The following is a 13,192-nucleotide window of genomic DNA, read 5'->3' as shown; positions in this document are numbered from 1 at the left end:
GGGTGGCCCCTTACGCGATTGGCGCTGAACCTTAGCTTGACGGGCCATCAATCGAACATCCAGCCGCGTTCGCCGTGGCTGGTCTGGTCGAGACCTTCGACTTCCTCTTCCGCGCTCACCCGCATCGGAATGAACAGCGAAACCGCCAGCGCGATGAGGGCGGTGACAATCGCCGAGAACAGCGCCACCGCTCCCACGGCAGCAACCTGCACCGCGAGCATCCGCGCCATGCCCATACCTTCGGCATAGCCGGTGCCGCCGAGATCGACCGACAGGAACAGCGCCAGCAGAACCGAGCCCAGCATTCCGCCCACGCCGTGGACTGCGAAGACGTCGAGCGAATCGTCGATCCGGAGGCGGTTTTTGACCAGCGTGATGGCCCAGAAGCAAACGATTGCGCCCAGCGCGCCGAACAGGATCGCGGCGCCCGGCGAGACGAATCCGGCGGCAGGCGTGATCGTCGCCAGCCCGGCGATAGCGCCGGTGGCGAAGCCCACTGTGGTCGGCTTGCCGAACTTGATCTTCTCGATCAGCACCCACATCAGCGCGGCCACGGCGGCAGCGGTATGCGTGGCGATGATGGCGCTTGCCGCATCGTCGGTAGCGGTAAGGGCCGAGCCGCCGTTAAAGCCGAACCAGCCGACCCACAGCAGCATCGCGCCGAGCATCGTCATGCCGGGAGCATGAGGCAGCAGCGAGGCGGTGGGAAAGCCCTGCCGCCGCCCGAGCAGCAGAGCCACGATCAGCGCGGAGACGCCGGCCGTGGTGTGCACCACAATGCCGCCCGCAAAGTCGAGCGCGCCGAGGTGGGCGAGCCAGCCGCCACCCCAGATCCAGTGCGCCACAGGGGCATAGACCAGTAGACCCCATATCGCGGTGAAAGCCATGACCCAGCCGAATCGCGCGCGGTCCACCCATGCGCCCACCATCAGCGCCGGAGTAATCGCGGCAAAGGTCATCTGGAACAGCACGAAGGTGCTTTCAGGGATGGTGAGTCCGCTGCGCACAGGGCCGAGACTGATCAACATCCATGCGCGGCCATTGCCCAGCACGCCGCCGGTGGTCTCACCAAAGGCCAGCGTGTAGCCAACGATCACCCACAGCACCGATGCAAGACCCGCCACGGCGGCCACCTGAATGAGCACCGAGAGGAAGTTCTTGGCGCGCACCAGCCCGCCGTAAAACAGGCCGAGGCCGGGCAGACACATCAGCAGCACCAGCGCCGAGCAGACGAGAATCCATGCCGTATCGCCGCTATCGCCGGCGGCGGGTACAAGGTCTTGCGCCAAGGCGGCGTCAGAAGCGGCGGCGAGCCACAGACCGGCGGCTAGTTTGCGAAACATGCGATTTTCTTCCCCTGCAATCCGCCCCGGCACGCTGCGCCGTGGGCGGTTCTCTCCCGTGGACGCGCCTGTTAGAGCACAAAGGCCGTTGCGGGCAAGATCGCGTAGCCTGTTGCACCGATTGTGCGCAGGCGACTATCACGTGGCCATGTTTTCCAGGCAGATCATTTCGGTCGTTGGCGCCGTCGCTTGTGCGTTCGGTGCAGGGTTCTCGGGCACCCAGGCCTACGCGCAAACCAGCGAGACGCCCTATTGGGCCAGCATCTCGGTCAGCAAGGTTTACATGCGCGTCGGCCCGAGCATGAATTACCCGATCGAATGGGTCTATCAGCGCGAAGGGCTGCCGGTGAAGGTGCTGCGCGTGAACGAGGGCTGGCGCTATGTCGAAGATCCCGATGGGATGCGCGGATGGATGGCGGCGCGCCTGCTCACCCGGTCGCGCGGGGCAATCGTGATCGGCGAGGACGCAGCGGACATAAGGGGTGAGGGCAGTGCTTCCGCACCTTTGCTTTGGCATGTCGAGCCGGGCGTAGTCGGCATGTTGGGTGAGTGCGCAGATGGCTGGTGCGAGTTTTCGGCGCGCGGGCACAAGGGATTTGTCGAGGCCGAACGGCTATGGGGAGATGGCGAGCCCTGAGCGCGACCACCTTTCAGCCAAAGAAAAGGGCGGCACCAGGGCCGCCCTTTTGGTTTTTTGCGATGGGTCTTTCGCTCAGTCGTCGCCAGCGGTGACCGCGTCTTCAGCCGGAGCCGGGCGCACGGTCGAAACGTTGCCTTCCTCCGAAGTGGTCTCCATCGAGCCGTCTTCCTGCACCGGGCCATCGGTGAAACAGGTGTGGCCGTCGACCCCTTCCACCACGAAGCAGGTCTCGCCGTCCTGCATGAAGATGGTGCCGCCCGTGGGCGTGCCATCTGCGGCGATGCGCGAGAAGGTCATGCCGGGATGGATAGTGATCGTATCGACGTCGCCATTGGAATGCTCGACCGAATAGGTGCCAGGAGCCACGGCTTCGAAGCCCGGCTCCTCGCCCGTCAGCATATCGCCGCTGTCGCTGGCAGTGGCTTCCGGTGCATCGGCGGGCGCTTCGGCCTCACTACAGGCGGCCAGTGCAAGCACCGCGGCGGCGGCGAAAACAGTATACTTCATATCCATGCTCCCTCTGTTGAGCGGGACATTCGTTGATTATGTCCGACGGGTCAACGGATAACCCGTCAGACCAGTTCCACCGCAATTGCCGTGCCTTCACCGCCACCGATGCACAGGGCCGCAATACCGCGCTTCTTGCCCTGCTGCTTCAGCGCATTGATAAGGGTGACGATGATGCGCGCGCCGCTGGCGCCGATCGGGTGGCCGAGAGCCGTGCCGCCGCCGTTGACGTTGATCTTGTCGTGCGCGATGCCGATGTCCTTCATCGCGAACATCGCGACGCAGGCGAAGGCCTCGTTCACTTCCCACAGATCGACATCGTCGACGCTCCAGCCTGACTGTTCGAGCACCTTGTTGATCGCCCCCACCGGCGCAGTGGTGAAGGCAGCAGGGTCCTGTGCATGGGCGGCGGTGGCGATCACCGTGGCGACCGGAGTAAGGCCCTTCTCATCGGCCACGCTCTTGCGGGTCAGCACCAGCGCTGCTGCGCCATCGGAGATCGAGGATGAGGTGGCGGCGGTGATCGTGCCGTCCTTGGCGAAGGCGGGGCGCAGCTGCGGAATCTTGTCAGGGCGGCCGTTGCCGGGGCCTTCATCGGTGTCGACTGTCACCTCGCCCTTGCGGGTGGTGTAGGTGACCGGAACGATCTCATCGGCAAAGGCCCCGTTGGCGATGGCCGCATTGGCGCGTTCGAGCGAAGTGATCGAGTAGTTGTCCATATCCTCGCGCGAGAGCTGATATTCGTTCGCCATCTCCTGGGCATAGGCACCCATGGCGGTGCCTGCCTTGTAGGCATCTTCCAGTCCATCAAGGAACATATGGTCATAGGCGGTATCATGGCCGAGGCGCGCGCCGCTGCGGTGCTTCTTCAGCAGATAGGGGGCATTCGTCATGCTCTCCATACCGCCCGCCACGATCACGTTGGCCCCGCCTGCGGCAAGCGCTTCGGAGCCCATGATGACGGTCTGCATACCGCTGCCGCATACCTTGTTGACGGTGGTGGCCTGCGCCGAAAGCGGCAGCCCGGCCTTCAGCGCCGCCTGGCGCGCCGGAGCCTGACCGAGCCCTGCCGGCAGCACGCAGCCCATGTAAACCCGGTCCACATCCTCGCCCGCAACGCCGGCCCGTTCCATCGCCGCCTTGACTGCGGTGGCGCCCAGATCGGTGGCAGCTACCTCGGCGAGGGCGCCCTGCATCCCGCCCATCGGGGTACGGGCATAGGACAGGATAACGATAGGATCGGCGGAATTGAAAGTGGCCATTGGACGGTCGCTCCGTTGAGGTAAAATGCGAAAGGTGACTGGCGTTACGGTGTCGTACTAACGCCATGCCACATGGGGGCCAAGCGCCATGCTCGCAATGACTTCTCGGGTCGCCGAACCTTGAGAACGATTCGCATCATGCTGCTTTGCGACAAGAAACGCACAGGAAGGCCTGAAATCTGGGCCTGGGGTGCCTTGCGCTTGGCCCGACCATTGCCTAGACGCGCTCAAATCGTCGCGCCGAACAACCGAGTCCGTAACCTATGGCTACACCCATTGATCTGACCGAATATCTGCCGATCCTCATCTTCCTGGGAATCGCGGTGGTTCTGTCTGCTGCCTTCGTCTTTTTGCCCATGGGCGTGGCCCGGCTGACCGGGGCGCACAAGCCGACCGCGGCCAAGCTCAGCGAATACGAATGCGGCTTTCCCGCCTTTGAGGATCCACGCAGCCAGTTCGACGTGCGCTTCTATCTGGTCGCGATCCTGTTCATCATTTTCGATCTTGAGGCGGCCTTCCTGTTTCCGTGGGCGGTCAGCCTCGATCTCACCGGCTGGCCGGGTTGGATCACCATGATGGTGTTCCTCGGCGAATTGGCGATTGGCCTGGCCTATGCCTGGAAGAAAGGAGCTCTCGAATGGGAGTGAACGAAACTCTGGCTCCGGCGGCGCAGGGCGGTGAAGTCCGTCAGCCCGATCAGGACTATTTCAACGCCCTTTCCACCGAGGTGAACGACAAGGGCTTCCTTGTCACCAGCACCGAAGATCTGTTCCAGTGGGCGCGCACGGGTTCGCTGTGGTGGATGACCTTCGGGCTCGCGTGCTGCGCGGTGGAGATGATCCACGTGAACATGCCGCGCTATGACATGGAGCGGTTCGGCGTCGCCCCGCGCGCTTCGCCGCGCCAGTCGGACGTGATGATTGTGGCGGGCACCTTGTGCAACAAGATGGCCCCGGCGCTGCGCCGCGTGTACGACCAGATGTCGAACCCGAAATATGTGATTTCGATGGGCAGCTGCGCCAATGGCGGCGGCTACTATCACTACAGCTATTCGGTGGTCCGCGGGTGCGACCGCATCGTGCCGGTCGACATCTATATCCCCGGCTGCCCGCCGACAGCCGAGGCTCTGCTTTACGGCGTGATGCAATTGCAGCGGAAGATCCGCCGCTCCGGGACGATCGAGCGTTAAGATGGCTGCTGTCCTCCACTCCGCCCCGCGCATTGCCTCGAACGAGGGTGTGCTCGACACGCTGACCACCGCGCTTGGCGACAAGGTCGTTGCCGGCAAGGAAGAGCATGGCGAAGTAGTGCTCACGATTGCCCGCGGCGAAATCGAGAACGCGCTGCGTGCCTTGCGCGACGACCATGCATACCAGCAGCTGATGGAAATCGCCGGGGCCGACTATCCGGGCCGCGCCGAGCGGTTCGAAATCGTCTACATGCTGCTGAGCCTCACGAAGAACCACCGCATCATGGTGAAGGTTCAGGCCGCCGAGGATACCCCGGTGCCGACCGTCACCACGCTGTGGCCGGTCGCAGGCTGGCTCGAACGCGAGGTGTTCGACATGTACGGCGTGCTGTTCGAGGGCAACACCGACCTGCGCCGCATCCTCACCGACTATGGCTTCGAAGGTCATCCCTTCCGCAAGGACTTCCCGCTGACGGGCTATCAGGAGCTGCGCTATTCCGAAGAGGAAGGACGCGTGGTGTATGAGCCGGTCGAGCTGGCGCAGGACTTCCGCAGCTTCGATTTCATGAGCCCTTGGGAAGGGGCGGAATATATCCTCCCCGGCGACGAGAAAGCGAGCGAGACTCCCGCTCCGCCGCCGGTCAATGAACCCAAGACGACCGAGAGCGCCAAGGATACAGGCGCTGGCGAGAAGGCGGACAAGAAGGCTGCCAACGGCACCCCTGCCGATCCGCCTGCCGAGGTTGTCAGCGAGAAGGGCGATGCCGATGCCCCCGAGCCGACCGAGGATCGGCCTGACCGTGCGCCGCGCGAAGGCGGGGCGTCCGACACCAAGCCGGCGACCGAAGTGGACGACGACAAATGAGCGGCCTGCAACTGGAAACCTCGCCCACCACCGGTGACGAGGAAATCACCAACTACACGATCAACTTCGGCCCGCAGCACCCTGCCGCGCACGGCGTGCTGCGCATGGTGATGGAGCTCGACGGCGAAATCATCGAGCGGATCGACCCGCACGTTGGCCTTCTGCATCGCGGCACCGAGAAGCTGATCGAGTACAAGACCTACCTCCAGGCTCTGCCTTATTTCGACCGGCTCGACTATTGCTCGCCGCTCGCGATGGAGCACTCCTACGTGCTGGCGATCGAGAAGCTGCTCAATCTCGAAGTGCCTCTGCGCGGGCAGTATCTGCGCGTAATGTTCGCGGAGCTGACGCGCATCTGCAATCACATGCTCAACATGGGCAGCCACGTGATGGACGTCGGCGCGATGACGCCGAACCTGTGGATGTTCGAGCTGCGCGAAGACTGCCTCAACTTCTTCGAGCGGGCTTCTGGTGCGCGGATGCACTCGGCGTGGTTCCGCCCCGGCGGTGTGCATCAGGATGTTCCGCTCAAGCTGCTGACCGACATTGCCGACTGGTGCGACAACCGTCTGCCCGAGCTGTTCGGCGATGCGATGAGCCTTGTCACTGACAACCGCATTTTCAAGCAGCGCAACGTCGATATTGCCGTCGTGAGCCAGGAAGATGCGATCGCATGGGGCTTCTCCGGCCCGATGATCCGGGCTGCCGGCATTCCGTGGGATCTGCGCAAGAGCCAGCCTTACGACGTCTATGACCGGATGGAGTTCGACATTCCCGTCGGCACCAATTCGGACTGCTATGACCGCTTCATGGTGCGGATGCAGGAAGTCTATCAGTCCGCGCGCATCATCAAGCAGTGCGTGGCCGAGATGCCCGAAGGCCCGGTGGCCAGCACCGACCGCAAGATCGTTCCGCCGAAGCGCGGCGAGATGAAACAGTCGATGGAAGCGCTGATCCACCACTTCAAGCTCTACACCGAAGGCTTCCACGTGCCAGCCGGTGAAGTCTACGTGGCGACCGAAAGCCCGAAGGGCGAATTCGGCGTCTATCTGGTGAGCGACGGCTCGAACAAGCCCTACCGCTGCAAGATCCGCCCGACCGCGTTCAGCCACCTTCAGGCGATGGACTTCATGTGCAAGGGCCACATGCTGCCGGACGCGACCGCCATCCTCGGCGCAATCGACGTGGTGTTCGGGGAGTGCGACCGGTGAGCAATCTAGCAACCGCCGAAAAGATGATCGCGGCCTACAATGCGCAGGAGGTCGACACTTACGTCTCGTATATGACCGACGACGCCTGCGAAGCGAACTATCGCGGTGCTGTGGTGCGCGAAGGCAAAGAAGGCACCCGCTCCGGGCTCGCCGCCGCTTTTGCCAAGTGGCCGCAGAACCATGCCGAAATCGTCGAGAAGCAGGCCATCGGCGACTTCGTGATCTTCCGCGAACACGTCACGCGCGGCCCGGCTTCCGATGGCTCGGAGCTGGTCGAGCCGTTCGACGTGGTTGCCGTGTACAGCTTCGAGGGCGACAAGTGCTCCCGCGTGGAGTTCATCCGCTGATGCTGCGCGAGATCATCATCCTCATTGCCGCGCTGGCGGGTTTTGCCGCTGCGGTTGCGGGCTATCTTGCCGTGTTCCATGGCGAGGCACCGCTCAAGGAAACCCTGTCGACCGCCTTTGCGGCGGTGATCGGCCTCTATGCGGGCCGCTATCTGGAACGGAGGCTGGCCGATGGCCGCGCGTAAGATCGCCCCTGATACGCCCGAACTGCGCGAGCGCTGGGGCAGCTGGACCTTCAACGAAGAGACCAAGGCCAAGGCCGACAAGGCCATCGCCCGTTACCCTGAGGGTCGCCAGCGCTCGGCCACGATGCCGCTGCTCGATCTCGCCCAGCGTCAGGTCGGCGCCGAGACGAACACGCAAGGCTGGCTGCCGCTGCCGGTGATTGAATACGTCGCCGCCTATCTCGATCAGCCGGTGATCCGCGTACTCGAAGTCGCGACCTTCTACACGATGTATAACCTCGAGCCGGTGGGCAAATACCACGTGCAGGTCTGCGGCACGACGCCGTGTATGCTGCGCGGCTCGGACGAGATCATTGCCACCTGCAAGAAGCGCGGGATGACAGCGGGGCACGTCTCGGACGATGGCCTCTGGTCGTTCACCGAGGTCGAGTGCATGGGCAACTGCGCCACCGCGCCGATGGTCCAGATCAACGACGACAACTACGAAGACCTGACCGCCGAGCGGATGGACGCCGTGCTCGATGCGCTGGCCAAGGGCGAGCAGCCCAAGACCGGCACGCAGGAGCCGGGCCGCCACACCAGCGAGCCTGCCGGCGCGCTGTCGAGCCTCAAAGAGATGGTCGAGGAAAACCACGACTATCGGGGTGAGTGGTAAGATGGATCAGATCCTGCCCATCGTCATTGCGCTCATCCTGGTGGCGATCGCGTGGAAGGTGCTCACGGGCATCGTCAAGACGGTGGCGCTGGTGGTCATTCTGGCACTCGCCGCAGTATTTGTATTCGGAGGACTGGGCGCATGAGCCTGGCTGACAAAGATCGCATCTTCACCAACGTCTACGGCTTCCAGGACTGGGGCCTGAAGGCGGCGCAGGCGCGCGGGGACTGGGATGATACGAAGAAGCTGATGGAAGTCGGGCAAGACGCCATCATCGACGAGATCAAGGCCTCGGGCCTGCGCGGCCGGGGCGGGGCGGGCTTCCCCACTGGCATGAAGTGGAGCTTTATGCCGAAGGAAAGCAAGGACGGTCGTCCAAGCTTCCTTGTAATCAATGCCGACGAATCCGAGCCCGGCTCGTGCAAGGATCGCGAGATCATCCGCCACGATCCGCACAAGCTGATCGAAGGCGCTTTGGTCGCCGGTTTCGCCATGCGCGCGCGGGCTGCCTATATTTACATTCGCGGCGAATATATCCGCGAGGCGGAAACGCTGTTTGCCGCCGTCGAGCAAGCCTATGACGCTGGCCTGCTGGGCAAGAACGCCGCCGGTTCGGGCTACGACTTCGACGTTTACGTCCATCGCGGCGCGGGGGCCTACATCTGCGGCGAAGAGACCGCGATGATCGAGAGCCTCGAAGGCAAGAAGGGCCAGCCGCGTCTCAAGCCGCCGTTCCCGGCGGGTGCGGGTCTCTATGGCTGCCCGACCACGGTCAACAACGTGGAATCGATCGCGGTGGTGCCGACGATCCTGCGGCGCGGGGCCTCGTGGTTCTCGTCCTTCGGGCGCGAGAACAACAAGGGCACCAAGCTGTTCCAGATTTCGGGGCATGTGAACAAGCCCTGCGTCGTCGAAGAGGCGATGAGCATCACCTTCGAGGAGCTGATCGAGAAGCACTGCGGCGGCATTCGCGGCGGGTGGGACAACCTGCTGGCGGTGATTCCCGGCGGTTCTTCGGTGCCATTGGTGCCGGGCGAGCAGATCCGCAATGCCTTCATGGATTTCGACGGGCTGAAAGAGCTTGGCTCCGGCCTCGGCACGGCGGGCGTGATCGTAATGGACAAGAGCACCGACGTGGTGCGCGCGATCAGCCGCATCAGCTACTTCTACAAGCACGAGAGCTGCGGCCAGTGCACCCCCTGCCGCGAAGGCACCGGGTGGATGTGGCGCGTTATGAAGCGGCTTGAGACCGGCGATGCATCGGTCGAAGAGATCGACATGCTGCAACAGGTCACCAAACAGGTGGAAGGCCACACGATCTGCGCCTTGGGCGACGCCGCCGCCTGGCCGATCCAGGGCCTGATCCGCCACTTCCGCCCCGAAATCGAGCGCCGCATCACCGAGCGTGCTGGCGCTATGCAAGAGGCAGCAGAGTAATGCCGAAAGTCACCGTAGACGGACAGGAAATCGAGGTTCCCGCTGGCGCCACCGTGCTCCAGGCGTGCGAGCTGGCGGGCAAGGAAATCCCGCGTTTCTGCTATCACGAACGTCTCTCTATCGCGGGCAACTGCCGCATGTGCCTCGTCGAGGTGAAGCCGGGGCCACCCAAGCCGCAGGCCTCGTGTGCGCTGCCCGCCACCGATGGCCAGGAAATCCGCACCGATAGCGAGATGGTCAAGAAGGCGCGCGAAGGGGTGATGGAGTTCCTCCTCATCAACCACCCGCTCGACTGCCCGATCTGCGATCAGGGCGGCGAGTGCGACTTGCAGGACCAGTCGGTAGCCTATGGCCGCGGCGGTTCGCGTTATCACGAGAGCAAGCGCGCGGTGACGGCCAAGAACATGGGCCCGCTGATCAAGACGATCATGACCCGCTGCATTCACTGCACCCGCTGCGTGCGCTTCTCGGAAGAGATCGCCGGCGTGGACGAGATCGGCGCGCTCTATCGCGGCGAGGACATGCAGATCACGACCTATCTCGAACAGGCTGCAAAGCACGAGATGAGCGCCAATGTGATCGACCTGTGCCCGGTCGGTGCGCTTACCAGCAGGCCCTATGCCTACGAAGCGCGCCCGTGGGAGCTGAAGAAGACGCTCAGCATCGACGTGTCCGACGCGATTGGCGCGAATATCCGGCTCGACAGCCGTGGCCGCGAAGTGCTGCGCGCGCTGCCGCGCGTGAACGACGATGTGAACGAAGAGTGGATCAGCGACAAAGCGCGCTATCAGGTCGATGGCCTGACCCGCCGCCGCCTCGACAAGGTGTGGGTGCGCAAGGACGCCAAGCTGGCACAGGCAAGCTGGGCCGAGGCGTTCGACACCATCGCTGCCGCCAAGCCCGGTGCGTCGATTGCCGCCGTCGCGGGCGATCTGCTCGATTGCGAGACGATGTTCGCGGCCAAGGCGCTGCTGAAGGCTTCGGGGTCGGACCTGATCGAGAGCCGTCAGACCGGCATGGATTATGACTGCGCGAACCTCGCTGCGATCAATTTCAATTCGACGCTGGCCGGGATCGAGACCGCCGATGCGGTGCTGATCATCGGTGCGAACCTGCGCTGGGAAGCGCCGCTGGTGAATGTGCGGCTGCGCAAGGCGGCCAAGCGCGGGGCCAAGGTCTTCGTGGTCGGGCCCGAATGGGAAACCACCTATCCGGCGACCTTCCTCGGCGCCGACGCCTCGGCGCTGGGCAATCTGCCCGCTGAGCTGACCGACGCGTTCAAGGCGGCCGAGCGTCCCGCTGTGATCTTGGGTGCGGGTGGCTTTGCCGCTGGTGCCCATGCCAAGGCGTTGAGCCTCGCGCACGAACTGGGCTGCATGAAAGACGGCTGGAACGGCTTCAACGCGCTCCACACCGCGGCGGCTCGGATGGGTGCGGTGATGCTCGGATTTGCGCAAAAGGGCGGCATCGCCGATCTGGTCGCGGCCAAACCCAAGGTGCTGCTGGCGCTGGGTGCGGACGAGGTCGACTTCACCAAGTTCGATGGCAGCCTCAAGGTCTATGTCGGTCACCATGGCGACAAGGGCGCTCATGCCGCCGACATCATCCTGCCGGCCTCGGCCTTCTCGGAGAAGGCGGGCACTTACGTGAATACCGAGGGCCGTGTGCAGATGGCTGACAAGGCCGTCTTCGCACCGGGTGACGCGCGCGAGGACTGGACGATCCTGCGCGCCCTGGCCGATGCGCTGGGCGTGACGGTCGGGTTCGACAGCTTCGACCAGCTGCGCGCCGCCATGATCGCCGAAGTGCCCGCGCTGGGCGAGGAAGGGCTCGCCGACTATGGCGCGCTTGCCGCTTCGGTTGCGGGCAATACCTCGCCCTCGGGCCAGATCCCGAGCCCGATCAAGGATTTCTACCTCACCAACCCGATCGCGCGCGCCAGCGTGGTGATGCAGCAATGTTCGAACGAACTACTGCTGGGTGATGCCCTGAAGGAGGCCGCGGAATGACCGCCACTTTCATCGAATGGGGCATGGACGCGGGCTGGGCGATGATCGTCGCCGCCATCATCGGCTCGCTGCTGATTGCGCTGCCGCTGATGCTGGCCGTGGCCATGATCATTTACGTCGACCGCAAGGTCTGGGCTTCGATCAACCTCCGGCGTGGTCCGAACGTGGTCGGCCCCTTCGGCCTGCTGCAAAGCTTCGCCGACGGCCTCAAGGTTATGCTGCAGGAAACCATCATTCCGGCGGCCGCCAACAAGGGCATCTTCCTGATCGCGCCGATTGTCACCTTCACCGTGGCGCTGGCCGCCTGGGCGGTGATCCCGTTCGATGCGGGTGTGGTGCTGGCCGATATCAATGTCGGGCTGCTCTATATCCTCGCGATCAGTTCGCTGTCGGTTTACGGCGTGGTGATGAGTGGCTGGGCGTCGAACTCTAAGTATCCGTTCTTCTCCGCCATGCGCGCCTCGGCGCAGATGATTTCGTATGAAGTCTCGATCGGCTTCATCCTCGTCTGCGTGGTGCTTTATGCCGGATCGTTCAACCTTTCGGCCATTGTCATGGCGCAGAAGGGGCACGGCCTCGGGATCATCAACGGCTACTGGTTCAACCTGCTGCTGTTCCCGATCTGGGTGATGTTCTTCATCTCGGCTCTGGCCGAAACGCAGCGCGTGCCGTTCGACCTTACCGAGGCGGAATCAGAGCTGGTGGCAGGCTATCAGACCGAATATTCGTCGATGAGCTTCGCGCTGTTCTGGCTTGGCGAGTATGCCAATATCCTGCTGATGTGCTCGTTGAACACGCTGCTGTTCTGGGGCGGGTGGCTGCCGCCGCTCGATATTCCGGTGTTGTATTATGTGCCCGGCATCATCTGGTTCCTGCTGAAGACGTTCTTCTTCTTCTTCATGTTCAGCTGGGTGATGGCGACGGTGCCGCGCTACCGGTATGACCAGCTTATGCGGCTGGGCTGGAAGGTGTTCCTGCCGCTGAGCCTGTTCTTCATCGTCGCCATCTCGGGCTGGCTGATGTTTACGCGATATGGAGGTGCGGCATGACCGCTGCCCAGCTCATCAAGAGCTTCACCCTGTGGGAATTCGTAAAGGCCCACATGCTGACGCTGAAGTACTTCTTCAAACCGAAGGTGACGATCAACTACCCCTTCGAGAAGAATCCGCTCAGCCCGCGTTTTCGCGGCGAGCATGCGCTGCGCCGCTATCCCAACGGCGAAGAGCGTTGCATCGCCTGCAAGCTGTGCGAGGCGGTGTGCCCGGCGCAGGCCATCACCATCGAGGCCGAACCGCGTGACGATGGCAGCCGCCGCACCACGCGCTACGACATCGACATGACCAAGTGCATCTACTGCGGCTTCTGTCAGGAAGCCTGCCCAGTAGACGCCATCGTCGAGGGGCCGAACTTCGAATACGCGACCGAAACGCGCGAAGAACTGCTTTACGACAAGGCAAAATTGCTGGCGAACGGGGACAAGTGGGAGCGGGCCATCGCCGCGAACCTTGAAGCCGACGCGCCCTACCGCTAACCGCGCGACCA

General features: G+C 63.4%; 16 protein-coding genes. 13 read left to right on the top strand and 3 right to left on the bottom strand.

The window, feature by feature from the left end:
- Window positions 1-47: 47 nt before the first annotated feature.
- Window positions 48-1,343, bottom strand: coding sequence for an ammonium transporter (locus tag E0473_RS02985; RefSeq protein ID WP_137679353.1), 1,296 nt, complete (start codon window positions 1,341-1,343; stop codon window positions 48-50).
- A gap of 148 nt (window positions 1,344-1,491) precedes the next feature.
- Here E0473_RS02985 and E0473_RS02980 point away from each other — a divergent pair, with 148 nt between their 5' ends.
- Window positions 1,492-1,980 carry an SH3 domain-containing protein gene (locus E0473_RS02980; protein WP_137680032.1) on the top strand — a complete coding sequence of 163 codons (489 nt, stop codon included), beginning with the start codon at window positions 1,492-1,494 and terminating at the stop codon, window positions 1,978-1,980.
- A 75-nt stretch (window positions 1,981-2,055) separates the two neighbouring features.
- Here the strand turns inward: E0473_RS02980 and E0473_RS02975 are convergent, their stop codons facing one another.
- Both E0473_RS02975 and E0473_RS02970 read right to left on the bottom strand, forming a co-directional pair.
- Complete coding sequence (locus tag E0473_RS02975) at window positions 2,056-2,490, bottom strand: hypothetical protein (RefSeq protein WP_137679352.1); 435 nt, start codon at window positions 2,488-2,490, stop codon at window positions 2,056-2,058.
- Window positions 2,491-2,555: 65 nt separating this feature from the next.
- Complete coding sequence (locus tag E0473_RS02970) at window positions 2,556-3,752, bottom strand: thiolase family protein (RefSeq protein WP_137679351.1); 1,197 nt, start codon at window positions 3,750-3,752, stop codon at window positions 2,556-2,558.
- 263 nt (window positions 3,753-4,015) lie between these two features.
- Here E0473_RS02970 and ndhC point away from each other — a divergent pair, with 263 nt between their 5' ends.
- Genes ndhC through nuoI form a run of 12 tightly spaced genes read left to right on the top strand, consistent with a single transcriptional unit; the run spans window position 4,016 to window position 13,181 of the window.
- Complete coding sequence (gene ndhC, locus E0473_RS02965) at window positions 4,016-4,399, top strand: NADH-quinone oxidoreductase subunit A (RefSeq protein WP_137679350.1); 384 nt, start codon at window positions 4,016-4,018, stop codon at window positions 4,397-4,399.
- Window positions 4,390-4,941: a NuoB/complex I 20 kDa subunit family protein gene (locus E0473_RS02960; RefSeq protein ID WP_137679349.1), complete on the top strand. Its 552-nt coding sequence runs from the start codon at window positions 4,390-4,392 to the stop codon at window positions 4,939-4,941. Before ndhC ends, E0473_RS02960 begins: the two co-directional genes overlap by 10 nt.
- Before the next feature lies 1 nt (window position 4,942).
- Window positions 4,943-5,806: an NADH-quinone oxidoreductase subunit C gene (locus tag E0473_RS02955; RefSeq protein ID WP_137679348.1), complete on the top strand. Its 864-nt coding sequence runs from the start codon at window positions 4,943-4,945 to the stop codon at window positions 5,804-5,806.
- The gene (locus E0473_RS02950; protein ID WP_137679347.1) at window positions 5,803-7,017 is read left to right on the top strand and encodes an NADH-quinone oxidoreductase subunit D; all 1,215 of its coding nucleotides are present in this window, start codon (window positions 5,803-5,805) and stop codon (window positions 7,015-7,017) included. Before E0473_RS02955 ends, E0473_RS02950 begins: the two co-directional genes overlap by 4 nt.
- A complete protein-coding gene (locus tag E0473_RS02945) occupies window positions 7,014-7,364 on the top strand; it encodes a nuclear transport factor 2 family protein (RefSeq protein WP_137679346.1) in 351 nt (116 codons plus the stop codon). Before E0473_RS02950 ends, E0473_RS02945 begins: the two co-directional genes overlap by 4 nt.
- Window positions 7,364-7,549, top strand: coding sequence for a hypothetical protein (locus tag E0473_RS02940; protein WP_137679345.1), 186 nt, complete (start codon window positions 7,364-7,366; stop codon window positions 7,547-7,549). The genes E0473_RS02945 and E0473_RS02940 overlap by 1 nt, the downstream gene beginning before the upstream one ends.
- The gene (locus E0473_RS02935) at window positions 7,536-8,204 is read left to right on the top strand and encodes a complex I 24 kDa subunit family protein (RefSeq protein ID WP_137679344.1); all 669 of its coding nucleotides are present in this window, start codon (window positions 7,536-7,538) and stop codon (window positions 8,202-8,204) included. Before E0473_RS02940 ends, E0473_RS02935 begins: the two co-directional genes overlap by 14 nt.
- Window position 8,205: 1 nt before the next feature.
- Window positions 8,206-8,349, top strand: coding sequence for a hypothetical protein (locus E0473_RS15485; RefSeq protein ID WP_162848935.1), 144 nt, complete (start codon window positions 8,206-8,208; stop codon window positions 8,347-8,349).
- Complete coding sequence (nuoF, locus tag E0473_RS02930; protein WP_137679343.1) at window positions 8,346-9,641, top strand: NADH-quinone oxidoreductase subunit NuoF; 1,296 nt, start codon at window positions 8,346-8,348, stop codon at window positions 9,639-9,641. The genes E0473_RS15485 and nuoF overlap by 4 nt, the downstream gene beginning before the upstream one ends.
- Window positions 9,641-11,650 carry an NADH-quinone oxidoreductase subunit NuoG gene (gene nuoG / locus E0473_RS02925; protein ID WP_137679342.1) on the top strand — a complete coding sequence of 670 codons (2,010 nt, stop codon included), beginning with the start codon at window positions 9,641-9,643 and terminating at the stop codon, window positions 11,648-11,650. Before nuoF ends, nuoG begins: the two co-directional genes overlap by 1 nt.
- Window positions 11,647-12,699 (top strand): NADH-quinone oxidoreductase subunit NuoH, encoded by a 1,053-nt coding sequence (gene nuoH / locus E0473_RS02920; protein ID WP_137679341.1) that lies wholly within the window; start codon window positions 11,647-11,649, stop codon window positions 12,697-12,699. Before nuoG ends, nuoH begins: the two co-directional genes overlap by 4 nt.
- Entirely contained in the window at window positions 12,696-13,181 is a 486-nt protein-coding gene (gene nuoI / locus E0473_RS02915; protein WP_136693013.1) for an NADH-quinone oxidoreductase subunit NuoI, read from the top strand. The genes nuoH and nuoI overlap by 4 nt, the downstream gene beginning before the upstream one ends.
- Window positions 13,182-13,192 lie beyond the last annotated feature (11 nt).

This window comes from Aurantiacibacter suaedae, from assembly GCF_005434915.1.
Lineage (GTDB): Bacteria > Pseudomonadota > Alphaproteobacteria > Sphingomonadales > Sphingomonadaceae > Alteraurantiacibacter > Alteraurantiacibacter suaedae.
This window is presented reverse-complemented; position numbering and strand designations above follow the sequence as displayed.

Bases quoted from the DNA above. Each gene is read 5' to 3' on its own strand.
- E0473_RS02955 (WP_137679348.1), top strand. From the start codon at position 4,943: ATGGCTGCTGTCCTCCACTCCGCCCCGCGCATTGCCTCGAACGAGGGT.
- E0473_RS02940 (WP_137679345.1), top strand. From the start codon at position 7,364: ATGCTGCGCGAGATCATCATCCTCATTGCCGCGCTGGCGGGTTTTGCC.
- nuoG (WP_137679342.1), top strand. From the start codon at position 9,641: ATGCCGAAAGTCACCGTAGACGGACAGGAAATCGAGGTTCCCGCTGGC.
- E0473_RS02980 (WP_137680032.1), top strand. From the start codon at position 1,492: ATGTTTTCCAGGCAGATCATTTCGGTCGTTGGCGCCGTCGCTTGTGCG.
- E0473_RS02970 (WP_137679351.1), bottom strand. From the start codon at position 3,752: ATGGCCACTTTCAATTCCGCCGATCCTATCGTTATCCTGTCCTATGCC.
- ndhC (WP_137679350.1), top strand. From the start codon at position 4,016: ATGGCTACACCCATTGATCTGACCGAATATCTGCCGATCCTCATCTTC.
- E0473_RS02950 (WP_137679347.1), top strand. From the start codon at position 5,803: ATGAGCGGCCTGCAACTGGAAACCTCGCCCACCACCGGTGACGAGGAA.
- E0473_RS02935 (WP_137679344.1), top strand. From the start codon at position 7,536: ATGGCCGCGCGTAAGATCGCCCCTGATACGCCCGAACTGCGCGAGCGC.
- E0473_RS02985 (WP_137679353.1), bottom strand. From the start codon at position 1,343: ATGTTTCGCAAACTAGCCGCCGGTCTGTGGCTCGCCGCCGCTTCTGAC.
- nuoH (WP_137679341.1), top strand. From the start codon at position 11,647: ATGACCGCCACTTTCATCGAATGGGGCATGGACGCGGGCTGGGCGATG.
- E0473_RS15485 (WP_162848935.1), top strand. From the start codon at position 8,206: ATGGATCAGATCCTGCCCATCGTCATTGCGCTCATCCTGGTGGCGATC.
- nuoF (WP_137679343.1), top strand. From the start codon at position 8,346: ATGAGCCTGGCTGACAAAGATCGCATCTTCACCAACGTCTACGGCTTC.
- E0473_RS02960 (WP_137679349.1), top strand. From the start codon at position 4,390: ATGGGAGTGAACGAAACTCTGGCTCCGGCGGCGCAGGGCGGTGAAGTC.
- E0473_RS02975 (WP_137679352.1), bottom strand. From the start codon at position 2,490: ATGAAGTATACTGTTTTCGCCGCCGCCGCGGTGCTTGCACTGGCCGCC.
- nuoI (WP_136693013.1), top strand. From the start codon at position 12,696: ATGACCGCTGCCCAGCTCATCAAGAGCTTCACCCTGTGGGAATTCGTA.